Below are 26,804 nucleotides of genomic sequence, written 5' to 3'. Positions count from 1 at the left end.
TTTTTTTGTGTTTAAAAATAAACGATATATACGACTGCAGCTAATATAATGCGGTACAAAGCAAATGGAATCAGGCGGATCCTGTTGATAAGCTTCAGGAAAAATGTGATCGACACCAAAGCGAATAAAAAGGCACTGACAAAGCCGACAGCAAAAAATGGCATCATGCCGGCGGTGAAATATTCCCATTTACTCGCAAGAGAAACGGCGCTTGCTCCGAGCATAATTGGCACAGCCATAATAAATGTAAAGTCAGCTGCTGCCCGGTGGCTTAGCCCGAGGAGAACACCGCCGGAAATCGTAGACCCCGAACGGGAAAAGCCGGGCCAAAGCGACAAACACTGAATGAAGCCGATCAGAAGGGCCTTTTTATATGTAATAAGGTCTACGCTTTGAATAACCTGTTTTGGCTGGAACAAATCAGCAGCAATCATGAGAAAGGCGCCGATTACCAGACCTATCAGAACAGTGCGCGCGGAAAAAAGGTGCTCATCAATAAAGTCTTCAAACAAAAGACCGAGAATGCCTGCAGGCAGCAGACCGACAATGATATGACTTAAACGAAGTTTTCTGTGTGAGGCCTCTGTTTTTTTGGAAAATCCAAGCAGGTCCCGGAAACGCTGGCGAAACACAACGATAACTGCCAGAATCGATCCCAGCTGGATAACCACTTTAAAGGTATTGGCCACCTCGGTACCTAAAAACTCGTGGGACCGGAGCCAAATGTCGTCGACAATGATCATATGACCAGTCGAAGACACAGGGGCAAACTCGGTAAGCCCTTCAACGATACCTAACAGCAGCGCCACAAACAGTTCCCACATACTCATATTCTGATTTACCTTCCACTTTCTTTGCTTCTTTTTCTGTTCCTGCAGAAAAAGTTTTCGATTTTTACAGCTACTTTCAGATTATCACGTTTTTTGGGAAAAGCTACTAAAAGTTTACGTGCTTAAAGTACTGATGCATCAGTATTATACAAACAAAAACCCGGAGAGTAATTCTCCGGGTTCAAGTGTATTAGTCTTCCTCTTCTTCCTCTTCCTTTACGACGCGTACGCGTTTGATCTGATTGTTATCCATTGTCAGCACTTCAAAATGAAGATTTTCATACTGGAGAGTTTCTCCCTCTTCAGGAATATGATCAAATTCCCGGTAAAGCAGTCCGGCAATGATATCCTCTTCTTCTTCCACTCTGGTATTAAAAATTTCGTTGAAGCGGCTGATGGCGAGCTTCCCATCACAGATAATAACCTCGTCGGTCAGCTCCTCAATAAGCTGCTCAGAGCGGGTATCGTGCTCGTCTTCAATCTCCTGGCCGATCATCGCTTCGATAATATCCTCCTGGGTGACCATACCCATCGTACCGCCGTATTCATCGAGCACGACGGCAAGGTGCTTCTGCTCATTCAGCATTCGTTTGAACACGTTGTCGACAGAATTGGTCTCTACTACATACAAAGGGTTGTTATCAATAAAATCATTAAGGGTTTTGTCGCTTTGTTCGGCCCAGATAAGCAGCAGCTTAGCATGAAAAACACCGACGATATGATCCATATTATCGTTATACACCGGGTACCGAGTGTGATTGTGATTGATGGTAATGTCCCGCACTTCCTGAAAATCGCTTTCGATTGGGATGCCGGTAATCTCCATACGCGGAACCTTCAATACGTCACGTATATCCTTACGGTAAAAATCAATTACACGCTTAATCCGGTTCTGTTCCTGCTTTTCAAATGTCCCTTCCGAAGAGGCTACGTCGACCATGGTTTTGATCTCTTCACGAGAATATGTCTGTGAAGGCCCTTCGCCCCGGGTAATCAGTTTGATTACCCCGCGTGTGAAAGAATTCAGTAAAAATGTGAGCGGCTTAAAAATGAATACGAGCACCGCAATCACCGGGGCTACTATGTAGGCCACCTTATCGGCAAAGGTAGCAGCAATAGATTTAGGCAGAACTTCTGCGAAAATGATAAGCACAAATGTCAAAATAGCAGTAGCGATACCGACAGAAAAATTGTAATTCAGGGCAAGCACGGTAACGAGGGTAGGAAGCATAATATTGGAAATGTTGTTTCCGATCAGGATGGCTGTGATTAACTCATCCGGTTTTCTCGTCAGCCTTAATAAATTTTTCGCCCGTTTATCGTTTTCGTCGGCGCGGGACTGCATTCGCGCCCGGTTTGCTGCTGTTAAAGCTGTTTCACTTCCGGATAAAAAGAAGGAAACGAATAAAAATAATATAATAACCGCTATCATAAGTACCCTCCACTGGCGTCTTCTTCATATTTTATTTCCTGGCTGCAGTAAATTAAACGTTTCAAACAACTATCCAACATTAAAAATAACATAAAAGCGTCCGGTAAGATTTAAATATGCAAAAAGATTTTCTGCTCAATTTTGCTTTTAATAAAAATAAAAAAGAATAGAAGAAGGACAATAAAAAAATGTTGACTTTCATTTGTGTAAGCCTTTACAATTAAAAATACAAATAAAAACAACATAAACAAACAAAAAGGCGATGATTAAATGAATGATTTTTTGTTTGTTGTAAGGAGGTCAGCTGAAAAGTCTGTAATTTTTAAGGAGGAAACGGAATGAAAAAAGTGGAAAGAGGCAGTCTGGCTGCTACCCTTTCGGTGTCCATGTCGAATTACCTCGAAGCAGGATCAATTGTAGCCGGGGCTGCCGGGCTCACTCTCTGGGTTCAGTATCTGGGCCTTACAGATGCCACTGTGGGACTGCTCGGAGCGCTCAGTGCCAACGGGTTCGGTGCTGCGCTTGGGGCGCTTGTCAGCGGCTTTTTAGTCGATAGATATGGGAGAAAGTTTATTTATAAGTATAATCTGCTGGTTTACATGCTCGGTATTCTACTAATTGTTTTCTCTTTTTCCTTTCCGATGCTTCTTATCGGTTACGTGATTACCGGTATTTCCGTTGGTGCGGGAATTCCGCCTTCCTGGACGTACATTGCTGAGGAAGCGCCGGAAAAAGAACGGGCAGCACGTGTCGGCTGGGGACAGTTTGCCTGGTCAATGGGCCCTGCGGTCGTCTTTATATTGTCCGTAATCCTGGCCCCATTAGGACTGCTTGGAAGCCGGATTATTTTCTTTCAGCTTTTTGTAATCGCTTTTATCACCTGGCTCTTTCAGCGGAAAATTGAAGAGTCCGCGATTTGGGAAAAACAAAAGAAAGAAGATCGTGCAAAAAATAAAGGCGGGATCTTCAGCAAAGAAAACATGAAAGAGCTGTTTACGAATCGTGCCAACCTGCATGCGATCACGCTGCTTGTCGGTGTGTATACATTTTGGAATATGGTTGCCGGCGTAATGGGTTATTTTATGCCGTATATTTACGAAACGGTAGGAGGGCTTTCGGGAGCCCAGGCTAATCTCCTGCAGGCTTTTCTCTGGGGACTGACCGTATTATCCACCTATTTTGTATTCATTAAACTAGGCGACAGAGTAAACCGTAAGCTTATCTTTGGAGTAAGTGCCGTGATGGGTATTGTAGCCTGGACAGTACTTTCATTCGGTGGCATGGGTACTTTAGAATTGCTCGTTTTCGTTATTCTCTGGGGACTTGCAGCAGGCTTTGGTGCACAGGCATTTTACGGTCTGTGGTCAGCCGAGCTGTTTCATACAAAATACCGTGCAGCGGCCCAGGGACTTCTCTTCTGTACTGCCCGGGTATTTGTCGGTTTGATTTCGCTCGCGATCCCAACGTTGATTACGGTGTTTGGTTTTCAGACAGCCGGGGCGATTATGATCGGATTTTTGGTAGTGCACATGGTGGTGGGATTAACCCTTGCACCGGAAACACGCAACAAATCGCTTGAGGAAATACAGCTCGAACGATACGGGACAACCGAAGAAGCAGAAATAAAAGAAGACCTGGTTAAATAAGCAAGTGTTACTGAAGGAAGGGGAATTTATTTTTTCCTTCCTTCTATTGTTAGCGGCAGGAATCTCCCGAAATAAAACGGCTGAAGAAAGGACCATGAATATGAAGCGTTTGGCGTTCATTATGTACGTGTATCCGGAAAAAGTAGAGGAATATATTAAAAAGCACGATCAGCTCTGGCCGGAAATGAAAGAGGCGTTAAAGGGGCACGGGGCATCCAACTATTCGATTTTCCTTGAAAAAGAAACGAGCAGGCTGTTTGCTTATCTTGAAATAGAGAGTGAAGAACGATGGCAGCAGATGGCATCGACCTCCATCAATCAAAAGTGGTGGGAAGCAATGGCGCCGTTAATGGAAACAAACGAAGATAACAGCCCAATTACCACTCCGCTTGAAGAAGTATTTCATCTCGATTGAAAAATCACAGACTTCTCTCCGCCGAAAAAAACCTATCAGCGGAGTTTTTTTGTTCAAAATCCCGAAAAACGGGAATAGAAAAGTATAAAGATGATAGCCTTCAAACCCACATATAAGACATGAGGGGGAATGCGGATGAATAGCCGCTTTTGTGAATGGAAGATCATAAAGTAAATGGTGCAGAAAACCCTGGTTCAGTCGTGTGATAAAACTCAGCTGTAAAAAGGGGGAGTACCAATGAACCGCCGATTGATTGATGAAGAGTATGAACGTGAAATAGACCGCATGGTGAACGAAGGCGGCTATATTCCTGTGGAAATGGATTTTATAAAAAAACGGGCTAAAGTTAACAGGGAAAAAAATGAAAGCACTCAGGAGAAGCAGAAAAAAGAAGCTGATGATTCTAAAGAAAAAGCATAAATATAGTAGTGGGAAGAACAGCTGCCGCCGGTGGCTGTTCTTTTTGTCGATAAAAATATACAATTATTGCTTGAAAGAAACATTGAAGGCCGCCGAATTTGTTAAACCATTCAAGTACATACATATACCAGTAAGCCTAATGTATCAATGTACGAAGTTGGTTTGTGGAATGTAAATCACAATATTGTACAGCAAATGTTCAAAAGACTGTGATGAAAACGTATACATTTTGATTGCGACGGCTGATAGAATAAAAATTAACCAAAGGGGGGAAGGAAATGCCGCTAAGTGAACGGGATAATGAAATATTAAATGAACTAATTCGAAATCCGTCGGTCACTAGCATGGCGCTTGAAGAAAAGCATCAACTGACAAGAAGACAGCTGGGATACAGCATTAATAAAGTAAACGACTGGCTTTTAAGCAAGGACCTTCCGGTTATTGAAAGAACGCGCCAGGGGCATTTCATTATTGACCAGTCCGTTTACACAAACTTCGGTATGGATGAAGAAATTATTGCAGCTGAAAAGCCAATACTCACTGGGAAGCAGCGTACTTATTATCTCATTATGATGCTTGTCAGCAGCGAAGAGCCGCTTTCATTAAATCATTTCACAAGTGAGCTGCAGCTGAGTAAAAATACCGTTTTGAATGAGCTGAAAGAAGCCCAGCAGTATCTTGATGACTTTCATCTTTTAATCAAGTATTCCCGCAAAGAGGGTTATCTGGTTGACGGAAAGGAATTTCAGATCCGGAAGCTGTTGATGAACGTTACGTACCAGCTGCTGTTCATGCAGGACGGTTCGGCGAGGATCAAAAGGATAGCTGGAATTGACGAGGAAGAGCTCGACGATTACCGCCAACGGATCGAAAATGTCGAAAACAAGCTCAGCCTGAAGTTTACTGATGAAAAGCTGGAAACAATGCCTTATATATTAGCTTTAATTTTAAAAAGAATTAAAAAAGGCTTTGCTGTTAATACATTTTCCATCCAGTATGAAGAGCTTTCGGATACGAAAGAGTATCAGGCAACAGAGGAGATATTTAAAAAAAATGAACACATTCCGATGGAAGAGCGGTTGTTTGTCACACTGCACCTGCTGACAGCAAGTGTCTACAGCATCTCTTTTCCGATGGAGGACGATGTGGTTCCAAATTTAGGCGCCGCCACAGATGATATGCTGCGCCAGTTTGAGAAAAGCGCCTGTGTGTATTTACACGAGCGCGACCAGCTGCTTAATAAGCTGCTTCAGCACATTAAGCCTGCTTATTACCGTATCAAATACCAGCTGTCGGAGACATCATCCACACAGGTGCCGCTGAGTAAAGAATTCAAAGCGCTGCACCATCTCGTAAAGCAATCCACGGCACCGCTTGAACAGTTGATCGGCAGCCGAATCCCGGACAGTGAGAGCAGCTTTATTACAATGCTGATCGGGGGCTGGATGAAAAGACAGGGCGAGAGTATTGAAAAGAAAGTAAAAGCCATCGTGGTATGCCCTCAAGGGGTGTCCGTTTCAAGACTGATGCTTAATGAGCTGAGTGAGCTTTTTCCGGAATTTGTTTTTCTGGACTCTTTATCGGTACGGGAATTTCTTCATTACCATCTGGAGTATGACATCGTCTTTGCGCCAACATTTCTTGAAACCAACAAGAAGCTGTTCGTAGTAAAAACATTTTTAGGCAGGGAAGAACGGCAGCGGCTCCGTAAGCAGGTAATGCTCGAGCTTTACGGCTATCTGCCAAACCACCTGGATATCGATGAAATCATACAGATTATTGGCCGCCATGCTCATATTCATAATGAAAGTGCACTTATAGAAGATATTCAGAATTATATTAATAAGGATAATGAAAACTCAGTGAATTACAGCATGGGCAAGGCTGAATACAATCTGGATGAATTAATCACTCCAGCCTCCATTACCCTGGAGAGCAACGTGGAGAATTGGGAAGAGGCCGTCAAAACGGCTGCCGCTCCGCTGCTTGAAAATGGAAGTATCACGGGCGACTATGTAAACAGTATGCTGCACTATACCGAGGAAGATCCCTATATTGTCATAGGGCCGAATATTGCGATTCCCCACGCTTCTCCGGAAGATGGGGTGAATGAAGTAGGAATGAGTTTGTTAAGACTGAAGGAAGGGGTTCTTTTTTCCGAAGAATACCGAATTAATCTGGTGATCGTCATTGCTGCTGTGGATAAGCAGAAGCATATTCACGCACTGATGCAGTTAATGAAGCTTGCAGGCTCACAAACCGCAAGAGATCAAATAACAGCCGCTGATTCCATCAAAGATATATATAAAATTATTCAGTCGTATTCCAAAGACTAACCAGGTAAGATTTCAAATTCACCAAGGAGGGGCCTGATGAGCGATTTGTATTTTGATACTCCTGTGATTCTTTTAGATATGGACGGGGGATCCAAAGAAGAAGTATTGCGGACAATGGCACAAAATTTAGTGAACAACAAACTGGTAAAACAAAGCTTTGTTGAAGCAGTGATCCAGAGAGAGAATGAATATGCTACCGGCCTGCCGACAGGCGACATTGCAGTTGCCATTCCTCATACAGATGTAGAGCATGTACAGCAAAAAGCAATCAGTGTAGGAATACTGAAGGAGCCTGTGGACTTTATCGTCATGGGAGACGACACGGAAACGGTTCCGGTCAAGATTGTATTTATGCTTGCCATGGATGAGGCTCATTCCCAGCTGAAGCTGCTGCAGCAGCTTATGCAGGTATTCCAGGATCAGAGTGTTTTAAATGAGCTTGTCAGCACGTCGGATGAAAAACAGATCAAGCATATCATGGAAGAAAAATTGGATGCGTTATCCCTTAAAGGAGGTGAAAAATAATGGCAAAAAAACAAGTACTAGTAGCATGCGGAGCAGGCGTGGCAACTTCCACAGTTGTTAACGGCGCTATTGAAGATATGGCTAAAGAACACAAACTATCCGTGGACCTTAAACAAATTAAAATAGCTGAAGTAGAAAGCTATGTTGATACTGCTGATTTACTGGTAACGACAGCTACGATCAAAAAGGAATATCCGTTTCCGGTAATCAATGCACGTTCCTTCCTGACAGGTATCGGTATGGAAGATACGAAACAGGAAATTCTGGATGAATTGAAAAAATAACAGTGCTCCGGTTTCCTGTTTTAAAAGGGAAGCCGGGCTCATTATTACAGGTATGAGGGGGAAGTGGCATGCAAGGATTTGTAGATCTTGTGCAGGGATTTTTAGATCTCGGGGCAACAGTAATTTTACCAGTGGTTATCTTTTTGCTCGGTTTATTATTCGGGCAGAAGCCGGGAAAAGCCTTCCGGTCCGGCTTAACGATTGGGGTAGCATTTGTAGGTATATTTCTTGTAGTTGACCTGCTGGTTAATAACTTAGGCCCGGCAGCGCAGGGAATGGTTGATCGATTAGGAGTCAACCTGGACGTAATTGACGTCGGCTGGCCGGCGACATCATCTATTGCCTGGGCTTCTACGGCAGTAGCAGCCTTTATTATTCCGTTAGGCTTGCTTGTGAACGTTGTTATGCTTCTGACAAAGACAACGAAAACAATGAACGTGGATATCTGGAACTTTTGGCATTATACATTTATGGCTGCTGTAGTATACACCGTATCCGGCAGTATCATTCAAGGACTTATCGCTGCAGTTATCTTTCAAATTGTCACCTTGAAAATTGCTGACTGGACTGCGCCAATGGTGAGTGATTTCTATGAACTCCCCGGCGTATCGATTGCTACAGGAAGTACCGTTTCATATGCACCAGGTATCTTTCTTGTAAAAGGCCTGCAGAAGATCCCCGGCATCAACCGGCTGAGCGCCGACCCGGACAGCATTCAGAGAAGATTCGGTGTGTTCGGTGAATCCATCTTTATCGGGTTGTTCCTCGGTGTTGCAATTGGGGCCCTGGCTGGCTACAGTGTAGGCGAAGTAATTGAAATCGGTATGGCTATGGCCGCTGTTATGGTTCTGATGCCGCGGATGGTTAAGATTTTGATGGAAGGCTTAATGCCTGTATCAGAGTCAGCCAGAAACTGGTTGAACAAACACTTCAGCAACAAAGAAATTTACATCGGTCTGGATGCGGCCGTTCTTTTGGGACATCCATCAGTTATCGCTACTGCATTGATTCTCGTGCCGATTACGGTCGTTCTGGCAGTATTTCTGCCTGGCAACGCTCTGCTTCCGTTTGGTGACCTTGCAACTATTCCATTTGTTGTTGCATTTATCGTCGGAGCAGCGAGAGGTAACATTATACACTCTGTGCTGGTAGGTACCGTGATGATCGCCCTTTCACTATACATGGCTACAGATATCGCCAACGTATTTACAACAATGGCTCAAAACGCTGATTTCGACATGCCGGAGGATTCCGCACGAATTTCAAGTATTGACCAGGGCGGAAACCTGATCAACTGGCTCATCTGGAGATTCTTCGAGCTGTTTAACTAATTCCCCTCTCAGGCAAAACATGCATGAAAATTAACACATCGGGAGGCAAAGAATATGAAAGCATTGGTGAAAACCGATTTAGAGCACGGAAGTATCGAAGTACAGGATAAACAGGAGCCGACACCTGGGAAGGACCAGGTGAAAATCGAAGTAAAATATGCCGGGGTCTGCGGCACTGATATTCATGCCTATGAAGGTCATTATAAAGTTAATGCGCCGGTCACGCTTGGCCATGAATTTGCCGGTGAAGTCGTAGAAGTCGGTGAAGGAGTCAGTGATTTTAAGCCCGGGGACCGGGTCACCTCCGAAACGACATTTTATATCTGCGGCGAGTGCCGGTATTGCCGGGCTGGCGACTACAACTTATGCAGCTGGCGCAAAGGGCTTGGCAATCAGTACGACGGAGCCTTTGCCAAGTATTTAATCGCCCGGAAAGCGAGTCTCCACCACCTCCCTGAAAACGTCGATTATCAGTCGGCGTCGATGACAGAACCGCTAGCCTGCACACACCATGCGGTAGCTAAAACAGAGATCTCGGACGGAGACATTGCGGTCGTTATCGGCCCGGGGCCGATTGGCCTGTTTACTGCCCAGGTGGCGCAGAGCAGGGGAGCCAAAGTTATTATTACTGGGCTTACCAATGATAAAGTGCGTCTGGAAAAAGCGAGAGAGCTTGGAATTGATTATGTTGTGAATTCGCAGGAAGAAGATCTTCATGAATTCGTCAACAGCGTAACTGATGGCTACGGGGCAGACATCGTTTTCGAATGCTCAGGAGCTGTTCCAGCGGCCAAGCAGGCGATTGGCCTGCTGCGGAAAAAAGGTCAATACGCTCAGGTGGGTATTTTCACAACACCGGATATTCAATTTGATTTTGATAAAGTAATTCAAAAGGAAATTCGTGTGGTCGGCAGCCGAAGCCAGAAGCCCGCGGACTGGGAGCCTTCCCTTGAACTGATGAACAGTGGGCTTGTGAATGCCCGGGCAATGGTCACTCATGAATTTGACATCACACAATGGGACCAGGCCTACCAAAAAATTAAAGACGGAGAAGCTATTAAAGTACTGCTTACGCCTGTGGATTAGTACCTGGTGGGAATATGCAGGTACTAATGTATGGAAAGGCAGGGAGCCTGGAAAAGGAAGAGCTCCCTGCCCGCCGTCAAAGGCGAAATATACTCAGCGAAAAAGCATCAGGGAGGAAAACTATGACAGAATTAATGCTTGATTTTATGTTGGGACCAATGCGTGCGATCGGTGAATTTTATTTTAATCACCAAATGATTTTTAATCCCATTATTGTCGGGGCGGCACTAATTAAAATACTGTTTGGGAAGAAAAAAGCAAAAAATGAACCAGCGAATTCAGAATCGTAATCTCGTTACTTTCGAAGGGAGAAGAACATGAAAAGTCTAAAACTTTACGGGCAGCAGGACCTTCGGTTCGAAGAGGCGTCAAAGCCGGCGGCTGAAAACGCTGATGACGTTGTTATTAAAGTCAAAGCTGCAGGTCTTTGCGGCTCCGACATTTCCCGCTACAAAAAGCTGGGCCCTTACGTAGAAGGAATGATCTTTGGCCACGAGTTCGCAGGAGAGGTCGTGGAGACCGGTCCCGGTGTATCAGGGATACAGCAGGGGGACCGCGTGGCAGGATGTCCAACGTTTCGGTGCGGGAAGTGTCTGAGCTGTCAGAAAGGAGAGCTTTCACGCTGTGAAAATCTGACTGTGATCGGTGCTCGTCACCCGGGCTCCTATGCTGAATACGTCAAACTTCCCGCCGAAAATGTTCTGCCGCTGCCGAGTCAGGTGGATTATGATACAGCTGCCCTCGTGGAGCCGGCAGCTGTAGTGGCTCATGGCTTTTACCGTACGAGTATCCAGCCCGGAGCGGAAGTAGCCGTAATGGGATGCGGAAGCATTGGCCTTTTGGCAGTTCAGTGGGCGAAAATATTTGGGGCGAAAAAGGTGTATGCGATTGATATCGATGACGTAAAGCTGCAAACTGCCGGGGAAGTAGGCGCGGATGTATTGATCAATTCGAGTCAGCGCCCGGCTCATGAGCAGGTGAAGGAGCACACAGGAGGATACGGGGTGGATCTTGCAGTGGAATCTGCAGGAGCACCTGCGACGTCTGCGCAGGTGCTTGCTCTTCCAAAGAAGGGCGGTGAGGTCGTATTTATGGGCATCCCGTACGCAGATATTACGATTGAACGTTTTTATTTCGAGCGTATTGTGCGCAATGAATTGCGGATACTCGGCTCCTGGAACGCGATATCGTCACCGTTTCCCGGAAAGGAATGGACCTCCGCGCTTCATTATATGAATACCGGCCAGATCAATGTAAAGCCGATGATCTCACATACGCCAGGGCTGTCGGATGGACCGGGAACCTTTGATGATTTAATCAACGGAAAAGGAAATTATGTAAAGGTTGTTTTTCATCCGGAAAAATAACAAACAGGCTCAGGCATAACTGCCAGCGTACCCATGGGAAGAGTATAAAGAACAAATAACCAGCAGGCCGCTTCTCCGGGGATTCTTCCGGGAAAGGCCTGCTGGTTATATTTTATTGTTCTTCTTCCGGGAGGCGGGCAAGTAAAACGTCACAATCGGCCCGGTGCACGACTCCTTCCGAGACGCTTCCAAGGAAAAATCGCTCTGTAGTATTTAAACCGGAAGCGCCAACGATGATAAGGTCTGCTTTATACTTTTTAGCCAAATCTTCCGCTATAACGACCTTGGGAGCGCCATGATGAAGCTCAGCTTCTACATGTTCGATCCCTGCCTTCACCGCTTTTTCCCGGTATTCTTCGAGCATTTTTTCCGAATAGCTTTCCATTTCGATAAACAGCCCGGTGTCATGCTGCTCCATGGATGTGAGTACAACTGAATCAATTACATGTGTGATCAGCACGGCTGCATTTTCTTCAATTGCCAGGGCTATTCCTTTGTTAAAGGCGTGCTCTGCTTCTTTAGAGCCGTCAATGGCAATGATAATCCTTTTGTAGTCACTGTCTGAATCCTTTTTCCGGACGACGAGCACATCGCATTTAGCATTGCGCACGATTCCTGTAGAAACACTTCCCATAATGAATCGTCCAACTGTTCCAGCCCCGGAGGCGCCGGTAATGATCAAGTCTGTGTCATAATCCGGGGCGAGATCTTTAGTGATGATGGTTTTTGGTACGCCGGTCTCCATGATGGTCTGAATATCAATGCCAGCCCCTTCAGCTTCTGCTTTGTACAAGTCTAAAAGTACTTTTCCCTGTTCTCCCGCAGTTTCCATAATGGTTGGTATATATTGAATCAGGCGGTTCAAGGTTCTGTACTCCACGACATGGGCGACCGTCAGCCGGCTTTGATGTTTCCTGGCGAGTGAGAGACTGCGGCGGAATGCCTGCATGGATTCATCCGAGCTGTCTACAGCTGTGAGAATATTCTGGTAATGTTTGATCATGATAACGCCCCGCTTTCTTTACAGAAATAGATTTGTCGAGCACGAAATGACCTAAAACAAAAGCGTAATATCTCTCTATCTATGTCTATTATGAAACATATAGGCGAAGAACTCCACTGTATAATTTGGCAAAAAAAGTACAATAGAAAAACTGAAGATAATGCTATAATGGAGAGAGAACGAAGATAGGTGGGCTTACGGAAGCAAAAATTATTTCCGGAAGCACCTGGTTTTGACGATGATGGATAGGGGGCAGGCAAAATGGAAAAAAGGTACAATCGTATTTTAGTGGCAACAGATGGCTCCGTGGAAGCTGAATTTGCATTAAAAAAAGGTATTGCGCTCGCCAAAGCTTATGATTGTTCGTTGGGGATCTGCTACATTATTGACTATAACCATTACAGCCAGGCCCGGCTTCATACTACGGATTTATTACAGGCCTCAAAGGAAAAAGGGGAAGAAATTATCGCTTCCTCCAGAGAAGAAGCCGAAAATGCAGGACTGACGGATATAACCGTATTTTTAGAAAACGGCTCTCCTAAAACTACTATTCCAAAAGATATAGCGAAAAAATTTAAAGCGGATCTGATTCTCTGCGGGGCTTCAGGAATAGGAACATTTGAAAGATTTATTGTTGGAAGCGTTTCCGCAGGTATTGTGCGGAATGCAGAATGTGACGCCTGGGTAGTTAGAAATAAACGCGATATTGAAAAATATAATAGCATTCTGATCGCAGTAGATGACTCAGAAATGTCAGCCAATGCCTTTCGTGCCGGTCTGGCGATGGCAGAGGAGGAAGAAGCAAAGGCTGTGGTTACCCACGTTATTCACACACCACTCGTATCGTCAGTAGAGCAGTCCAGGAGCAACGTCATTGAAATATTTAAGAAAAACGGCAGAAATCTGCTTGAGATATACCGGGAGCTTGCGTTAAAAAGCAACGTTCCCAACGTTTCATTTGCTTTGGAGTACGGTTCACCCAAAATGGTGATTCCAAAGGATGCTGCAGAAAAATACGAGGCAGACTTAATCGTCTCCGGCGCCTCCGGGGTCAGCAGTGCAGAGCGTCTACTGCTTGGAAGCGTTGGGGAAAGCATTGTCCGCAGAGCGGAGTGCGACGTACTCGTTGTCAGAAATGAACACATTTAAAATGTTTCCCGAATTGAATTTGCCAGTGAAGCTGGCTTATAACACAGGAAAGCCCGGCTGCCGTCCAGCCGGGGTTTTTAATGGAAGCTGCTAATAAGCAGAAACGTATGCCATTACTCGTAGGTGTGTTTTACCGTAGGAAGAAGCCCGGCCGTTTTAAGAAGTGGTTCCGGCGCTAAAAAAGTAACAGTAACTACACCGGGATGTCTTCCAATCTCGATAGAGCCTGTAATGGTTGCTCTATTCATAATTTCAGGCACGGTGACACCCAGCGCTTTGGCTGCCCGGGCCATTCCGTTTTCCGTCGCTTCGTTCAGGCTCGCTCCGCTGCCAATAAAAGATATTGGGTGAGCCTCTTCGAGTTCAGTAACCCCCCATTGCTGGGCAAGCTCGAGGGCTTCTTTCTTTTCCTGCCCGCTAAAAGGCTTGGCCGTATAGGGAAGGTCTTCAATCAGGGGGAGCAGTACCGGGCCGTCTAATTTTACTTCTTTTAAAACATCGGCCTGAAGATGTACAATGCCGGAAACATCAGTAGTGTGGCCGGCAATTTCCCCATCTCCCTGCATGGCATGCATGTCACCAAGATAGATGCCGCCTCCAGGGACTTTAACCGGGCAGATTAATACAGCTCCGGCCCGGACACGGCTGATATCAAGGTGCCCGTCTGTTCGTTCTTCCAGTTGTTCTTTAGTAATAGCGTACTCATGGGGAGCATCGATCAATGCCTGTCCGAAGTCCCCAGCATTATGGGAATCAGGCAGAGCGCGTGATGGAGTAGTGCCGAGCTGGCCTAAAAAAGGTCTGGTTCTGGCTGCTGCACCAATAATGTCATGAGGCGCAAAGGTTACTACTGGGTTTTGAATCGAATTTTCGGGAGTGTTCATGTAATTCTTTCCGTCTACGGCAATTTTTTCAGCCGCTTCCTGTGAAAGGGTGAGCCCAATCGACTTATTATCGTTGAAAGCCATAGTATAGGCGTTTGTAAATACAAACGGAGTGATATCCTGGTTACAGTTGGCGCACCGGACCGCCTCCTGGCCAATGCCCTTAATCACTGTTTTTGGGTGCATTTGCCCGCAGCCCGGGCACTGCACAGCAACGAATGGATCACCGACAAACCGGCCGTCTACCGCTTTGTCATTGCCGGAGGCTGTAGCCTGAGAGGTGATTTCAATAGATTTGATCCGGATAGCAACAGCGTCGCCGACTTCTGCGCCCTCGACATACACCGGCTTTGTTACTTCATGTCCGCCGCGCAGGGCAGGGGTGATCATCGGCCCCCAGCATCCGGGGGTGGTATTGGCTACAATCCGGCCACCATCCTTAACCTTATATTCCATCTCAAGAGCCGGGTCCAGCATGCCATCTGTAAAGGTATTAACATATACGGTTTGCTTTGCCTCCATATCTATTCACTCCCTATGTTAGAATATTCTAACTTTAACACGGAAGAGGGGATTAGCCCAGCTGACGGTCTTCTTCTTAATAAAAAACCGGGCTCCATAAGGAGGCCCGGCAAAAGCTTTCTTATTCTCTTACGTTGTGAATCCATGCTTTGTCCTGATCCATCATTTTCTTCGCTGCTGCAATCGTCAGAAACTGGATGACGATGATCGGTAGCCCCATCAGGCCAGAAAGAACTTCGAGCGGAGGAAGGCCTCCGATTCTCATTAAGATCAAGGCCAGCGTAGTGATGATGACAGCGACCAAAATACGAAGAAATTTAGAAGGCTCATTTTTACTCATATCTTCGGTGCTTGCATACGCTGAGATAGTATAAGTGGTAGAGTCAAGTGTCGTTGTTAAGAAGATCAATGCGACAACCATAAAGATGACCAATGCAAATCCAGCGAGTGGAAGTGTAGTCAAAATTTGCGGAATAGCTGCCATATTGCCCTGATTCTCCACAATACTCAGCACGTCGAGGTTTCCATTTAAAAATCTGTCTACACCAAGTCCGCCGAGAACTCCCGTAGCTGCCCAGGAGATAATCGTTGGAGCCGCCAGATACGTCAAAATCATTTCTTTGACCGTACGGCCCTGGGAAATTTTCGCGGCAAATACGCTGTGCAGCATAGCCCATGTAGCATTATAGGCGAACCAGAATACAGTGTTACCCTTTATATAACTGGCCTCACCGGAAGAAAGGGCTTCAGTATAAAAGGAAATGTTAATGTAGTTAGTCATAAGAAAGCCGAGGCTGCCTGTGAAATAATTTAAGATAAATATTCCCGGTCCGGCTATCATAATAAACAGAGCGAATATCCCCGCTAAGTACATATTAAACGTACTCAGGCGTTTGATCCCCTTTTCAATGCCGAGATAGGCGCTTACAGAAAACATGAACACCCAAACGAGTGTCACAATCAGCGTAAGGCCAAAGCTTATTTCGATTCCAAGCAGCTCTGCGAGGTTGTTGGTAATGATCGGAGACCCGAGTCCAAGCGTTACTGCAGCACCTGCCAGAATACTGATCAGGAAAATTACATCCAAAAATTTACCGCCAATGCCGTCGGTGAATCGATCACCAAAAAGTACGCGGCACGCTTCGGAAATTCGCATCAACGGACGTTTGCGCACATGAAGAATGTACGCCATTGCTGGCGCCGCCATAACGAAAATAGCAAATGTCTGAAAGCTCCAAAGGAACATGCTGTAGGAGTTCCCCCACATGAGCGCCTCGGTGGAACCAACTTCCACGCCGTTTGGCGGGTCGCTTGCTACGGAGGTCCACTGCACCATTCCGGTACGCATAATAGTGGAGCCGAGCCCCATAGCAATGAGAATCGAGGCGTACTCAAATAGAGAAAAACGAGGTTTTGATAATGGATCTCCAAGCACGACTTTTCCATATTTGGAAAAAGAAAAATAAAGTCCGGCAGCAAGAAGAATTATACCGTACCAGAGATACCCCCAAGTAAATACTTCTACAATGGAATCAAAAATTCCATTTAAAATTTCCATGCTGCGTGTTTCGTATAACGCAAGCGGTATACAGATGGCAATAATGATTAAAAGAGCCGGTACAAAAATACTGTAATCAATCAGCTTTAATTTTGACTGCTGATTGTCCTTCTGTTCACTCATTGATATCCCCCTTTTTATTTTGTCTTTTCATGATGGCTGTGAAAATTAAGAAACGCAGGAAACTACAAGCAATAAATCACAATATATCCATATGAAAAATATCAATAATCCTCTCCTTCCTCAAAAAACAGCCGAATAAACTAAAACATGAATATTATTTGCGCATTTAATGTCAAAAAAAATAGCAGCGCGGGACGAGCGCTGCTTGAAAAAACTATTATTAAATCGATCCGAGAAAAAAGAGAAGAGCGGTAATACAGCAGGTGTTTACGACAACGAACAGGGCCTGCCGCCATTTTTTATGAAATATTTGTTCATAGTAAAAGTAATGGATCACAAAAACACTCACCAGGGAGATGTAGGCTGGGATATGCAGAAATCCCGTAAGAGCAAAGAAGCAGCCGACAGACAGCAGAAGGACTGGAAATTCCACTGCTGCTGCCATTATGATCCATGGCATCGTCATCTTCGTATTCACCGCCACCCTCCATTCTACTGAATTTTCTTTTATTGTAAGGCAGCATGCACTGAAGGAGGATAGGACCATATATATAATTTTTTACAAAGATAACAATACCTGTTGGTTAATAAAGAAAAACTAAGTCTGGAGTCCTGCTTCAAAGATTCTCATCAAGGGAACATAAACAGAAAGAATTAAAATAAAAGGAGCGGGTACCGATGGCAGCAATAAAACCTTTTCTTATGTTTCAGGGGAACGCAGAAGAAGCACTTAATTATTATGCGAGCCTGCTTGATGAAGCAAAAATTGTGAGCTTGAGCCGGTATGGGCCGCACGAATCCGGGGAAGAAGGAAATGTTATGCAGGCCGTACTTTCTCTTCAGGGGCAGGAATTCATATGCATGGACAGTAACGTGAAGCACGATTTTACATTCACACCCTCCTTTTCGCTTTTTGTTAACTGTGAATCCGACCAGGAGATTGAGTACTTGTACAATCATCTTTCCGAGGGCGGTAAAAAGCTGATGGCTTTAAAGGATTATGGGTTCAGTAAACGCTTCGCCTGGATTCAGGATAAATTTAATGTCTCCTGGCAGCTGAACCTGCCTTCTGATTAACAAAGGTCTGAATAAATTTATGCTTTGAAATATTTTTTCTGTTTTTCATTTAGTGATTGTAGATGAATACAGCAGCCATTATAATTGAAATATCAGCATAGCCAGTACCTCTGGCATTTTTTGAAAGCGCATACAATTAATGTTTATTGTAATACAGTTTATGTCACCAGCAGAAAGCAGGAGAGCCAGAAATGAAAGAAAAAATTCAGAATGAATTGCAAACAGTACTGGATGGGCTGCCGGAAATGAAGTTTTCAACGCGTGAAGAAATCAGAAACAGCCGTGTATTGACAAAACAGGCCTTTGAAGGGGAAGCTCCCATCAGCCGGAGTAAAGTAAGAGTCACAGACAAACATATCCCCGGCCATGAGGAAGGGCAGAATATACGGGTTCGCATATATGAGCCGGTCATGCCGGTAAAAACAATTTCTCCAGGCTTATACTGGATTCATGGAGGGGGATATTTGAGCGGTACCCCGGAGATGAATGATGAGTTGTGCGAAAGGTTTGTGCTCGAAGCAGGATGTGTAGTTATCTCTGTGGCGTACCGGCTTGCCCCGGAGCATCCTTATCCCGCCGGAGTGGAGGACTGCTATACAGGGCTTAAGTGGGTGGCAGAGCACGCTGGTGAGCTCGGTATAGACGCAGAGCGCATTGGAGTAGCAGGGCACAGTGCCGGCGGGGGACTGACAGCAGCTGTATCCTTGATGGCAAGAGACAGGGGCGGCCCGGAAGTAGCTTTCCAGATGCCGCTTTGCCCGATGCTTGATTATAGAAATATTACTGTTTCCAGCCAGGAAATTACGGATACTAGGGTATGGAATTATTATTCAAACCAGGCGGCATGGCAAGCCTATCTCGGCGATCTTACTGAGGACGTGCCTGCATATGCTTCTCCAGCCCAGGCAGAGGATTTTTCCGGCCTTCCACCTACCTATACTATGGTGGGGAGTGCGGATCCGTTTCGGGATGAAACGATAGAATATATCTCGCGGTTAAGCCAGTCCGGCGTAAAGGCAGAATTTCACCTGTATCCAGGGTGCTTTCACGGCTTTGAAGGCATTGCGCCGCAGGCAGAAGTCAGCCAGCGGGCCGTAAAAGGGTATGTAGATGCTTTAAAAAGAAATTTATAAAGCAGTAATGAAGTAATAGACGGCAGAAATTTTTATTAACGCTCCGGTTTCTTTGAAATAAAGAAACCGGAGCGTTTTTATTAATGAGTCCGATTATTAAATACATTTATTTCTAATATTGTTAATGATAAAGTTTTGTAAAAGGAGGCAATGTAATGTTGGGAATTAAAATTAAAGAAGATAAAGAAAATATTGTAACCAAGTGGATGTTTTCTAAAATAAAAATACCCAAAAATACTATTACAAACCTCTATTTTGACAACACGTACAGTGGGACAGAAGCTGATGCTGTAAGAATTGGTGTCCCGGGAGGTACTATGCGTCAGCTTTTTATTGAAACGACAGGAAAAAATTATGTGCTGTTCACTTATAATGAGAGACAGTATGCCCGCAGAATTCAGAAGATGATCGAAGATAATAAATATACTGTCTGACAGCCCGAAGCCTCCTGACATCTGCAGGGGGCTTTATTTTATAAACAGCACCAGATGGGTGCCTGTGACATGCTGAAGCGTAAAATTAGTTCCTTAGTAGAAGATTAAAAGCCTTCAGGAAAGGTAATGATATTAACAAGGCCAAAAATTAAAAGGGAAAATCCGTCACGGTGAAAAACACTCTTCAATAAGGAGATGTTACTCGTGTTAGTTCTTCCTGGGCGAATAGTAAATATCCGCATTCCATTGGATAAACAGGCTTCGGGGGAGAAGAAAGACGGCAAATACACCTTTGGGTTTCGATTTCCACAATGGCAGGGTAAAGGACGGTATGCTAACGGCGTAAAAAAACGGGCACGCATGATTTTCTATGTGAAAGATGAAGATGACCAACTGATATTTCAATATCCGATTACAGAAATTCAGCGGGAGGATCACTGCGTAATTTCGACAAGATACGAAAAACGCATTCCTGAAGAATTTCAAAAAGAAATCCGGCAGATTATCATCCATTTTGTATGAACAAAATCCAATAATATATTCTCGGACGAGAGAAATGAAAAGAGGGATTGCATTGGCTAAAAAAGACCAATCATCAGAAGAACAGGCAAATGTTGTTATTACGAACGAAAATGGTGAAGATGAAGAAGTAGATCTTTACATGATGAGTGTAAAAGATATCAGGGCTCTTGCTGAAGAAAGCGGCCTCGAATTATCTTCCACCAAAAAAGAGGATATGATTAACGAAATCATGGAAGAAGTAGAAAGTGGAGACAGCGAGGGAGACCAGGGGTCGGAGGACGAAGAAAACGAAGAAAATCAGGACCAGGAAGAAGAAAGCGACGAAGAGCTTCCTGAGGAAGAAGAACAGGAAGAGCCGAGCAGCGAAAATGAGGAGGAGAATTCCTCATCTGAAGAAAAGGATCAGGACCAGGCAAACGTCGTTATTACGAATGAAGATGGTGAAGATGAGGAAATTGATTTATATATGCAGAGTATAGAAGACATTCAGGCTCTTGCAGAAGAGAGCGGCCTTGAGCTCTCCTCTACAGATAAAAAAGGAATGATTGATGAAATCATGGCCGAGGTTAACAGCGGTGAAAGCGAGGACCAGCCCGAAGAAAATACAGACGGGGCTTCTGGGGAACAAGAGCAGGAACCAGCGGACAGTGAGGAAGATGCGGATGAAGATTCTTCAGAAGCGGGAAGCAGTGAAGAAGAAGCGTCAGGTGAAGAAGAACAGGAAGAGCCGGCTGCAGAAGACGACGATGCGGAAGAAAACGAAGAAGCAGACTCTTCGCAGGAGCAGGAGAATTCATCAGAAGAAAACGAAGAAAAAGCAGAAGAAAACAACGGTGAAGTGGAACAGGAAGAACCGGCAGCCGAAGAAGACAACGCAGAAGAAGGTTCGTCGTTCATTTCCGAAGAAGCAACCAGCCAGCTTGTCGAAGATGTAAAGCATTCGCTGATTGACGAATTAAAAGATGATTTATATGAAGATGTAAAGCAGGAATTAGTGCAGCAGCTGCATGATGAATTGATCGGTGATTCAAAAAGTGACCTGTTGGATGAAATTAAGTCTGAGGTCATGGAAAGTGTCAAAAAAGACTTGAACAGTGCACTCGCAAAAGATGAATCCGCATAAAAAAGGCCCGTCTCCGGGCTTTTTTTACGCTTATAAACATGGAAGAGAAGGCTGCCATGTTTAATCTTCCGGACTAAAAGGAAATACCTAATCTGTGGTTAAAATAGATGTTCATCAATCATACCAGACATCTTCGTTTAGCTTAAAATACCAAGGAGGCTTCACTAATGAGCAGATTTACGATTCCAAGAGACATCTATTTTGAAGATAACGCGCTTGAAGTACTGCGCACATTTGAAGGAAAAAAAGCTACGCTCGTTATTGGCGGCGGCTCTGTGAAAAAAAACGGCAATTTAGACCGCATTCAGGAGCACCTTGCTGCAGCAGATATTGAAACTGAAGTTCTTGAAGGATATAATACGGAGCCAACCGCAAAAATGGTCAAAGAAGGAGCAGAAGAAATGCGCTCCTTTGCACCTGACTGGATTATAGGCATCGGCGGCGGTTCCGCGATGGACGCTGCTAAAGCGATGTGGCTGTTTTATGAACACCCTGAGCTTTCCTTTGAAGATGCAACAAAACCTTTTGAATTGCCGCGTCTCCGCCAAAAGGCGAAACTTGCCGGTATTCCTACGACAAGCGGCAGCGGTTCTGAAGTTTCCAATCTTTCAGTAGTGGCAGATGAAAAAACAAACGTTAAGTATCCATTTGCAGACTTTGGTCTGACGCCGGATATAGCTATTATTGATCCAGTTATGGTGGAAGATCTGCCGAAGCATATTACTGCTTACACGGGTATGGATGCTTTTACCCATACGATCGAATCCTACGTAGCCAAGCCGCGGACTTTATATACTAACATTCTTGCTCTCGGCGGTGCTGAAGTGATTAAAGATAATTTGAAAGCATCGTATAATGGCGACCACGAAGCCGGAAAACAGATGCACAGCATCCAGGCGATGGCCGGGATGGCGTTTGCGAACGCGGTGCTTGGCAATGTGCACAGCCTTGCTCATAAAAGCGGGCCTACATTCGATATTCCGCACGGTTATGCCAACGCGATTTATCTCCCGTATGTCATTGAGTTCAACCGTGCAGTGGTAGAAGACCGCTATGCAGAAATTGCACGCCGTCTGCACCTAGAAGGACAGACAGATAAAGAATTGACAGATTCGCTTATAGAGTATATTTTTGAACTCAATAAAGATTTAGGATTGGCTGTTACGCTTGAAGAATTCGGTGTCCCTGAAAAGGATTTCGAGGAGCACCTGGATACAATGGCTCAAAATGCACTAAGCGATCCATGTACCAGCACCAATCCGAGGGAAACATCCTTCGAGCAGATGAAGGACTTGTTCAAGGCTTCATATTACGGAAAAGAAGCTCTGGTAAAAGGCTGAGTATAAAAGGAAAAAGATAAACCGGAAACCCCGATTGCTTCGGGGTTTTTCCTTTGTACTGCTCCTGTAGCAGAGATCAGGAGAAGGAGAGATGTATTATGCCGAAAGAACAAAAGCTCGGGGCAGCCGACCGGCAGTATAAAGAACCGCCCGAGGTGGTGCAGGCGTTTGGTGAAAATGGACGTAACCACTTAAGCAAGGAATTCAAGGCACAGTTTCTGCTGGCAATTCTGGCAGGGTCATTTATGACCTTCGGGGCGGTTTTTTCGATTCTCCTTGCAACAGGTGTAGAAGCGAAGGGGCTGTACTATCTGCTTTCGGGGCTTGGTTTTACAGCGGCTTATGTTATGGTGTTTTTATCCGGTGCTGTATTATTTACAGAAATCAATATTCTGCTCCCGAGTTACTTATTTCGAAAGCCCAGCGTCTATTTTATGCCGATTGCAAGGTTCTGGTTCGCGACATACATCGGAAACATGGTCGGGGCGCTATTCGTTGCCGCAGTTATTCAGCTTTCCGGATCCTTGACGCCGGAATTTTACGGAGAGCTAGAAGTATATTTATCGGACAAAATGAAATTCAAAGAGTCCGGCGGCATCGGCTGGTTCCAGGTTGTTTTATCCGGTATTCTGGCCAACTGGCTAATCGGCATGGCATCGTTTCTTACTACAGCCGCGAGAGACGTTACAGGAAAAGTAGTGGCAACTGCGCTTCCAGTCATTTTATTTGTGGCCGGTAATTTTCAGCACAGCGCCGCGAACATGGGCTACTTCAGTATGGGCGTATTTTCAGATACTGAGCATGCCTGGTACGAATACCTGCTTTTTAACTTAATTCCTGCAAGTATTGGTAACCTAATCGGCGGTGCACTCCTGGTTTCTCTGCTGTTCTTATTTGCCTACCGGGAAGAGCTTCGCGATGGTGACGGCATTGAATAGAAAAAAACTGCTCCTGAAAAGGGGCAGTTTTTTTATGGAATATTACTTTTCGTTAAAGGAAGTCTTTTGCGGGGAATGTGAAGGCATCAGTCTGTCGAGAAGGTATCCGGCGGCTGCACCGATAATCGCAGGCATCACCCAGCCAAGCCCCTGCTCAAAAAATGGCGAGGTCTGAAGAATGCTTGTGACAGCAGGGGCGGAGACCCCTACACTTGAAAGCCCTTCGTAAAGCGCGAAGATTCCTGTAAAGGTAATCGAGAGCTGATACATTAGGGAGCCTTCACCAATAATAGGTCTGAGAAGCGAAAGTACAATGAGCACAATAGCGAGCGGGTAAATAAATACAAGTAAAGGCACTGCGATACTTAAAATTAAAGACAAGCCTAAATTAGTGACCAGCATCCCGATGACTGTAAAAAAGACGACAAACGATTTATAGGCGACACGAGGCATGACGCTGTGAAAAAATTCAGAGCAGGCCGTTATCAGGCCGACGCTGGTGGTCAGGCAGGCAAGCAGAACGATCAGTCCAAAAAAGAAGCTGCCGGATGGGCCAAAAAGCATGGCTGCGGCTGGTTCAAGAATACCGGCCCCGTCCGTAATTCCCTCCTGCTGTGACATCCGGGCGCCAATCCACCCGAGCGAAACATAGACTATAGAAAGACCAATTCCAGCTACTATAGTAGCTATTGCGGCGCCTGACATCAGTTCACGCTTAGAGGATGCTCCGTGCGTACGCAAGCTGTTAACAATAACCATTCCGAAGGCAAGAGCGCCGAGAGCATCCATCGTCAGGTATCCTTCAAGAAATCCTCCAATAAAAGGAGAACTATTATAAGGGGCCTCGGCTGAAGAAGGATTCGTATCGAAAATAAAAAATGCCCGTACAAATAAAACAGCTAAAGTAACGAATAGAATAGGTGTCAGCCACTGGCCCAGGCGATCGACTATCTTTTCGGGGTTTAAGCTCAGCCAAAGGGTAACCGCGAAAAAAAGTAAGGAAAAAAGTAAAAGTGTCCACCAGGTTCCGATACCTGCAGCCGGAACGAAGCCGATCTCATAGGCTACGTTAGCAGCTCTTGGGATACCGTATAATGCTCCGATGGATAGATAAATCAGGGCGGCAAACATCAGGCCAAACATGGGGTGAACTCTGCTGCCCATGCTGATAAGTCCGTATCGTGCCTGCACAACAGCCATAATGGCAAGGATGGGAAGAAGCACTCCCGTAAAGAGGAATCCAAGGATTGCAGGTGTGAAATTGTCTCCTGCAGAATAGCCGAGAAATGGCGGAAAAATTAAATTTCCAGCTCCGAAAAATAACGAGAAAAGCATAAAGCCAATAAAAAGAACACGCGACTTTTTCATCCTGCACCTCCTGAACGTAAGTAATATCGCCACACAACGCAAAAAACCCGTTCCCAGAAAGGAAACGAGTCAAATTCTTAAGAGAGTCCTTAAAATACCATGCTGTACTGGATCATCTTGTGAGAAAATGACTATATAATGAAAAGCATTATGTAAGGTTAATAATCATTCTATAATGTAACGCGGATCTGACTGAAAGTAAACCGTCAGCGTGCATTAAGACAAATAAAAAAATGTAAACGGATACGCGGAAATGCTGGGAAAAAGACAAAGAAAAAATCGATTTTTTAATAATTTCAAGTGTATATCATAGGTGAAAGGGTATATATTCATAGGTCCAATATCACTTGGAGGGGAGAACTATGGGGAAAGGTATAAACTGGGTTAAAAACCATCAGTTTTGTTCTACAGTTGAAGAGCATGATGACATTGTTATTCTGGAAGTGCCTTATACAGCAAGCAATGAGCAGTGGGACGAAATACAGGAAATTATTAATGTTCTTCATGATCACGGATATGTAGAAGGTCAGACAAAGCGTATCGATCAACTGCAGATTGAACTTGTAGGTTTTAAAATTCCATGGAGCCAGCAAAGAATGAATTCCGGGTAAAATAAGTAACAAAAATAACCATTTGATGAATAAAAGATTAAAGAAATTACGTTTACGTTACAAGTGAATAATAAAACACAAAAATCATATTTGGGTTGATATGATAGTGTTTAATTAATTATTTCGGAGAAAAGAGGTCTGCAGTTTGCGAAACCCAATTGTATTAATGATGGTAATGGGTCTTTCTATGTTTTACGTTGTTGTGCCGTTTATGAGTATTGAGCAAATGCCGACCATGCTGACAGGTGTGCAGCAGATTATGAAATCCATTACCTCCATCAGTTTTTTATAATATACGTGCCATACAGGCCTCTCTGCTTATCTGCAGGAGGCTTTTTATCATTTTAAAAAGAAAGAAGCACTCATTTAAATAAAATGTCAAAAAACACAAGGAGTAAGGTCTGTGCCAACATTTATTTTTGGTCATAAAAGTCCAGATACCGATGCAATTGCTTCACCTATCGCCTACGCGTATTTAAAAAAGAGGCTGGGCGAAGAGGTGCAGGCGGGAAGACTGGGAGAAATAAATAACGAAACCACTTATGCACTCAAATACTTTAAACAGAAAAAACCGCAATTAATTCGCGGGCTTAAAGAAGACACCCCGGTAATACTAATGGATCACAACGAACGACAGCAAAGCATTAATGACCTGGAAAGCTTTCGTATTAAAGAGATAATTGACCATCATAAAATTGCGAATATCGAAACGAAAGAACCGATATACTTTCGGACGGAGCCGGTAGGATGTACAGCGACAATCGTATACCAGTTGTACAGGGAAAACAGAGTTGAGATACCGGAAAAAGAAGCGGGATTGATGCTTTCAGCTATTATTTCCGATACCCTGTTATTTCAATCCCCAACTACTTCTTTAAAAGACAGGCAGGCTGCGAAAGAACTGGCAGCAGCTGCCGGGGTAGAGATAAAAACATATGGACTCAGCCTTTTAAAGGCAGGTACAGACTGGAGTACGACGAATGATACTGATTTAATACAGACCGACATGAAAGATTTTGATATGAACGGCTTGAAGGTACGTATTGCTCAAGTGAATACAGTAGGCGCTGCAGCAATATTAAATCGGAGTGAAGGGCTGCTTGCAAAAATGGAGCAGGCTGTGCAGGCAGAAGCATTGAACCTTTATATATTAATGATCACTGATGTACTGCAGGCGGGCTCCACCCTTCTTGCGGCCGGTACAATGAAAGATAAAGCCGGAGAGGCATTCGGGAAAAAGCTGCAGAACGGGGTGGTGGAGCTTCCAGGAGTGGTATCACGGAAAAAACAGGTAGTTCCGGGCCTGCATCAGAGCATATAGTATAAAGCCTCTTACTCAAACGAAAA

The 26,804-nt window shown here is 44.7% G+C and carries 28 protein-coding genes; 21 read left to right on the top strand and 7 right to left on the bottom strand.

Annotation, left to right across the window (positions count from 1 at the left end; genetic code table 11):
• Window positions 1–11 precede the first annotated feature (11 nt).
• Both ACTRXF_RS11145 and ACTRXF_RS11140 read right to left on the bottom strand, forming a co-directional pair.
• The gene (locus ACTRXF_RS11145) at window positions 12–830 is read right to left on the bottom strand and encodes an undecaprenyl-diphosphate phosphatase (protein WP_474279131.1); all 819 of its coding nucleotides are present in this window, start codon (window positions 828–830) and stop codon (window positions 12–14) included.
• 190 nt (window positions 831–1,020) lie between these two features.
• Window positions 1,021–2,262 (bottom strand): hemolysin family protein, encoded by a 1,242-nt coding sequence (locus ACTRXF_RS11140; RefSeq protein WP_474262868.1) that lies wholly within the window; start codon window positions 2,260–2,262, stop codon window positions 1,021–1,023.
• Window positions 2,263–2,600: 338 nt separating this feature from the next.
• On the opposite strand from ACTRXF_RS11140, the gene ACTRXF_RS11135 reads away from it, so the two are divergent.
• The 10 genes from ACTRXF_RS11135 to ACTRXF_RS11090 all read left to right on the top strand — a co-directional run bounded on the left by ACTRXF_RS11135 (window position 2,601) and on the right by ACTRXF_RS11090 (window position 11,672).
• The gene (locus tag ACTRXF_RS11135; RefSeq protein WP_474262870.1) at window positions 2,601–3,908 is read left to right on the top strand and encodes an MFS transporter; all 1,308 of its coding nucleotides are present in this window, start codon (window positions 2,601–2,603) and stop codon (window positions 3,906–3,908) included.
• A 100-nt stretch (window positions 3,909–4,008) separates the two neighbouring features.
• Window positions 4,009–4,323, top strand: coding sequence for an L-rhamnose mutarotase (gene rhaM, locus ACTRXF_RS11130; protein WP_474262872.1), 315 nt, complete (start codon window positions 4,009–4,011; stop codon window positions 4,321–4,323).
• A 237-nt stretch (window positions 4,324–4,560) separates the two neighbouring features.
• On the top strand, window positions 4,561–4,743 hold the full coding sequence (locus tag ACTRXF_RS11125) for a hypothetical protein (RefSeq protein ID WP_474262875.1): 183 nt from the start codon (window positions 4,561–4,563) through the stop codon (window positions 4,741–4,743).
• A 278-nt stretch (window positions 4,744–5,021) separates the two neighbouring features.
• Entirely contained in the window at window positions 5,022–7,079 is a 2,058-nt protein-coding gene (locus tag ACTRXF_RS11120; protein ID WP_474262877.1) for a BglG family transcription antiterminator, read from the top strand.
• A 36-nt stretch (window positions 7,080–7,115) separates the two neighbouring features.
• Window positions 7,116–7,604, top strand: a complete 489-nt coding sequence (locus ACTRXF_RS11115) for a PTS sugar transporter subunit IIA (RefSeq protein WP_474262879.1) — start codon at window positions 7,116–7,118, stop codon at window positions 7,602–7,604.
• Window positions 7,604–7,888, top strand: a complete 285-nt coding sequence (locus ACTRXF_RS11110; RefSeq protein ID WP_022794068.1) for a PTS sugar transporter subunit IIB — start codon at window positions 7,604–7,606, stop codon at window positions 7,886–7,888. The genes ACTRXF_RS11115 and ACTRXF_RS11110 overlap by 1 nt, the downstream gene beginning before the upstream one ends.
• 68 nt (window positions 7,889–7,956) lie before the next feature.
• Window positions 7,957–9,219, top strand: coding sequence for a galactitol-specific PTS transporter subunit IIC (locus tag ACTRXF_RS11105; RefSeq protein ID WP_462869034.1), 1,263 nt, complete (start codon window positions 7,957–7,959; stop codon window positions 9,217–9,219).
• A gap of 54 nt (window positions 9,220–9,273) precedes the next feature.
• The gene (locus ACTRXF_RS11100; protein ID WP_474262881.1) at window positions 9,274–10,305 is read left to right on the top strand and encodes a zinc-binding dehydrogenase; all 1,032 of its coding nucleotides are present in this window, start codon (window positions 9,274–9,276) and stop codon (window positions 10,303–10,305) included.
• 122 nt (window positions 10,306–10,427) lie between these two features.
• A complete protein-coding gene (locus tag ACTRXF_RS11095; RefSeq protein WP_474262883.1) occupies window positions 10,428–10,595 on the top strand; it encodes a hypothetical protein in 168 nt (55 codons plus the stop codon).
• 27 nt (window positions 10,596–10,622) lie between these two features.
• Window positions 10,623–11,672: a galactitol-1-phosphate 5-dehydrogenase gene (locus tag ACTRXF_RS11090; protein ID WP_474262885.1), complete on the top strand. Its 1,050-nt coding sequence runs from the start codon at window positions 10,623–10,625 to the stop codon at window positions 11,670–11,672.
• Window positions 11,673–11,784: 112 nt separating this feature from the next.
• Here ACTRXF_RS11090 and ACTRXF_RS11085 read toward each other — a convergent pair whose 3' ends face one another.
• Window positions 11,785–12,675: a universal stress protein gene (locus ACTRXF_RS11085; protein ID WP_474262887.1), complete on the bottom strand. Its 891-nt coding sequence runs from the start codon at window positions 12,673–12,675 to the stop codon at window positions 11,785–11,787.
• Between the two features lie 261 nt (window positions 12,676–12,936).
• On the opposite strand from ACTRXF_RS11085, the gene ACTRXF_RS11080 reads away from it, so the two are divergent.
• On the top strand, window positions 12,937–13,824 hold the full coding sequence (locus ACTRXF_RS11080) for a universal stress protein (RefSeq protein ID WP_474262889.1): 888 nt from the start codon (window positions 12,937–12,939) through the stop codon (window positions 13,822–13,824).
• A gap of 113 nt (window positions 13,825–13,937) precedes the next feature.
• Here the strand turns inward: ACTRXF_RS11080 and ACTRXF_RS11075 are convergent, their stop codons facing one another.
• The 3 genes from ACTRXF_RS11075 to ACTRXF_RS11065 form a co-directional block, all read right to left on the bottom strand.
• A complete protein-coding gene (locus ACTRXF_RS11075; RefSeq protein WP_474279129.1) occupies window positions 13,938–15,230 on the bottom strand; it encodes an acetamidase/formamidase family protein in 1,293 nt (430 codons plus the stop codon).
• 121 nt (window positions 15,231–15,351) lie between these two features.
• Window positions 15,352–16,911, bottom strand: a complete 1,560-nt coding sequence (locus tag ACTRXF_RS11070; protein WP_474262893.1) for a BCCT family transporter — start codon at window positions 16,909–16,911, stop codon at window positions 15,352–15,354.
• A gap of 220 nt (window positions 16,912–17,131) precedes the next feature.
• Entirely contained in the window at window positions 17,132–17,389 is a 258-nt protein-coding gene (locus ACTRXF_RS11065) for a hypothetical protein (protein WP_474262895.1), read from the bottom strand.
• A gap of 200 nt (window positions 17,390–17,589) precedes the next feature.
• Between ACTRXF_RS11065 and ACTRXF_RS11060 the strand changes: the two genes are divergently transcribed.
• From ACTRXF_RS11060 to ACTRXF_RS11030, 7 genes are all read left to right on the top strand, one after another.
• Window positions 17,590–17,988 (top strand): VOC family protein, encoded by a 399-nt coding sequence (locus ACTRXF_RS11060; protein ID WP_474262897.1) that lies wholly within the window; start codon window positions 17,590–17,592, stop codon window positions 17,986–17,988.
• A 191-nt stretch (window positions 17,989–18,179) separates the two neighbouring features.
• Complete coding sequence (locus ACTRXF_RS11055; RefSeq protein WP_474279127.1) at window positions 18,180–19,121, top strand: alpha/beta hydrolase; 942 nt, start codon at window positions 18,180–18,182, stop codon at window positions 19,119–19,121.
• A 155-nt stretch (window positions 19,122–19,276) separates the two neighbouring features.
• Window positions 19,277–19,555 carry a SunI/YnzG family protein gene (locus ACTRXF_RS11050; RefSeq protein WP_474279125.1) on the top strand — a complete coding sequence of 93 codons (279 nt, stop codon included), beginning with the start codon at window positions 19,277–19,279 and terminating at the stop codon, window positions 19,553–19,555.
• A gap of 204 nt (window positions 19,556–19,759) precedes the next feature.
• On the top strand, window positions 19,760–20,077 hold the full coding sequence (locus ACTRXF_RS11045; RefSeq protein WP_474262903.1) for a hypothetical protein: 318 nt from the start codon (window positions 19,760–19,762) through the stop codon (window positions 20,075–20,077).
• 52 nt (window positions 20,078–20,129) lie between these two features.
• On the top strand, window positions 20,130–21,200 hold the full coding sequence (locus ACTRXF_RS11040) for a hypothetical protein (RefSeq protein ID WP_474279123.1): 1,071 nt from the start codon (window positions 20,130–20,132) through the stop codon (window positions 21,198–21,200).
• A 167-nt stretch (window positions 21,201–21,367) separates the two neighbouring features.
• On the top strand, window positions 21,368–22,540 hold the full coding sequence (locus ACTRXF_RS11035; RefSeq protein ID WP_474279121.1) for an iron-containing alcohol dehydrogenase: 1,173 nt from the start codon (window positions 21,368–21,370) through the stop codon (window positions 22,538–22,540).
• A gap of 98 nt (window positions 22,541–22,638) precedes the next feature.
• Complete coding sequence (locus tag ACTRXF_RS11030; RefSeq protein WP_474279119.1) at window positions 22,639–23,478, top strand: formate/nitrite transporter family protein; 840 nt, start codon at window positions 22,639–22,641, stop codon at window positions 23,476–23,478.
• Between the two features lie 42 nt (window positions 23,479–23,520).
• Here ACTRXF_RS11030 and brnQ read toward each other — a convergent pair whose 3' ends face one another.
• The gene (gene brnQ, locus ACTRXF_RS11025) at window positions 23,521–24,846 is read right to left on the bottom strand and encodes a branched-chain amino acid transport system II carrier protein (protein WP_474279117.1); all 1,326 of its coding nucleotides are present in this window, start codon (window positions 24,844–24,846) and stop codon (window positions 23,521–23,523) included.
• A 362-nt stretch (window positions 24,847–25,208) separates the two neighbouring features.
• Between brnQ and ACTRXF_RS11020 the strand changes: the two genes are divergently transcribed.
• The 3 genes from ACTRXF_RS11020 to ACTRXF_RS11010 all read left to right on the top strand — a co-directional run bounded on the left by ACTRXF_RS11020 (window position 25,209) and on the right by ACTRXF_RS11010 (window position 26,778).
• The gene (locus ACTRXF_RS11020; RefSeq protein ID WP_474279115.1) at window positions 25,209–25,457 is read left to right on the top strand and encodes a hypothetical protein; all 249 of its coding nucleotides are present in this window, start codon (window positions 25,209–25,211) and stop codon (window positions 25,455–25,457) included.
• Window positions 25,458–25,602: 145 nt separating this feature from the next.
• A complete protein-coding gene (locus ACTRXF_RS11015; RefSeq protein WP_474279113.1) occupies window positions 25,603–25,749 on the top strand; it encodes a hypothetical protein in 147 nt (48 codons plus the stop codon).
• 111 nt (window positions 25,750–25,860) lie between these two features.
• Complete coding sequence (locus tag ACTRXF_RS11010; protein WP_474279111.1) at window positions 25,861–26,778, top strand: manganese-dependent inorganic pyrophosphatase; 918 nt, start codon at window positions 25,861–25,863, stop codon at window positions 26,776–26,778.
• Window positions 26,779–26,804 lie beyond the last annotated feature (26 nt).

This window comes from Marinococcus sp. LNHM3E3-2.2, assembly GCF_056034385.1.
Note: the sequence above shows the minus strand (reverse complement) of the source record. Positions and strands in the feature narration are given on the sequence as shown.

Bases quoted from the DNA above. Each gene is read 5' to 3' on its own strand.
- ACTRXF_RS11145 (WP_474279131.1), bottom strand. From the start codon at position 830: ATGAGTATGTGGGAACTGTTTGTGGCGCTGCTGTTAGGTATCGTTGAA.
- ACTRXF_RS11140 (WP_474262868.1), bottom strand. From the start codon at position 2,262: ATGATAGCGGTTATTATATTATTTTTATTCGTTTCCTTCTTTTTATCC.
- ACTRXF_RS11135 (WP_474262870.1), top strand. From the start codon at position 2,601: ATGAAAAAAGTGGAAAGAGGCAGTCTGGCTGCTACCCTTTCGGTGTCC.
- rhaM (WP_474262872.1), top strand. From the start codon at position 4,009: ATGAAGCGTTTGGCGTTCATTATGTACGTGTATCCGGAAAAAGTAGAG.
- ACTRXF_RS11125 (WP_474262875.1), top strand. From the start codon at position 4,561: ATGAACCGCCGATTGATTGATGAAGAGTATGAACGTGAAATAGACCGC.
- ACTRXF_RS11120 (WP_474262877.1), top strand. From the start codon at position 5,022: ATGCCGCTAAGTGAACGGGATAATGAAATATTAAATGAACTAATTCGA.
- ACTRXF_RS11115 (WP_474262879.1), top strand. From the start codon at position 7,116: ATGAGCGATTTGTATTTTGATACTCCTGTGATTCTTTTAGATATGGAC.
- ACTRXF_RS11110 (WP_022794068.1), top strand. From the start codon at position 7,604: ATGGCAAAAAAACAAGTACTAGTAGCATGCGGAGCAGGCGTGGCAACT.
- ACTRXF_RS11105 (WP_462869034.1), top strand. From the start codon at position 7,957: ATGCAAGGATTTGTAGATCTTGTGCAGGGATTTTTAGATCTCGGGGCA.
- ACTRXF_RS11100 (WP_474262881.1), top strand. From the start codon at position 9,274: ATGAAAGCATTGGTGAAAACCGATTTAGAGCACGGAAGTATCGAAGTA.
- ACTRXF_RS11095 (WP_474262883.1), top strand. From the start codon at position 10,428: ATGACAGAATTAATGCTTGATTTTATGTTGGGACCAATGCGTGCGATC.
- ACTRXF_RS11090 (WP_474262885.1), top strand. From the start codon at position 10,623: ATGAAAAGTCTAAAACTTTACGGGCAGCAGGACCTTCGGTTCGAAGAG.
- ACTRXF_RS11085 (WP_474262887.1), bottom strand. From the start codon at position 12,675: ATGATCAAACATTACCAGAATATTCTCACAGCTGTAGACAGCTCGGAT.
- ACTRXF_RS11080 (WP_474262889.1), top strand. From the start codon at position 12,937: ATGGAAAAAAGGTACAATCGTATTTTAGTGGCAACAGATGGCTCCGTG.
- ACTRXF_RS11075 (WP_474279129.1), bottom strand. From the start codon at position 15,230: ATGGAGGCAAAGCAAACCGTATATGTTAATACCTTTACAGATGGCATG.
- ACTRXF_RS11070 (WP_474262893.1), bottom strand. From the start codon at position 16,911: ATGAGTGAACAGAAGGACAATCAGCAGTCAAAATTAAAGCTGATTGAT.
- ACTRXF_RS11060 (WP_474262897.1), top strand. From the start codon at position 17,590: ATGGCAGCAATAAAACCTTTTCTTATGTTTCAGGGGAACGCAGAAGAA.
- ACTRXF_RS11055 (WP_474279127.1), top strand. From the start codon at position 18,180: ATGAAAGAAAAAATTCAGAATGAATTGCAAACAGTACTGGATGGGCTG.
- ACTRXF_RS11050 (WP_474279125.1), top strand. From the start codon at position 19,277: ATGTTGGGAATTAAAATTAAAGAAGATAAAGAAAATATTGTAACCAAG.
- ACTRXF_RS11035 (WP_474279121.1), top strand. From the start codon at position 21,368: ATGAGCAGATTTACGATTCCAAGAGACATCTATTTTGAAGATAACGCG.
- ACTRXF_RS11030 (WP_474279119.1), top strand. From the start codon at position 22,639: ATGCCGAAAGAACAAAAGCTCGGGGCAGCCGACCGGCAGTATAAAGAA.
- brnQ (WP_474279117.1), bottom strand. From the start codon at position 24,846: ATGAAAAAGTCGCGTGTTCTTTTTATTGGCTTTATGCTTTTCTCGTTA.
- ACTRXF_RS11020 (WP_474279115.1), top strand. From the start codon at position 25,209: ATGGGGAAAGGTATAAACTGGGTTAAAAACCATCAGTTTTGTTCTACA.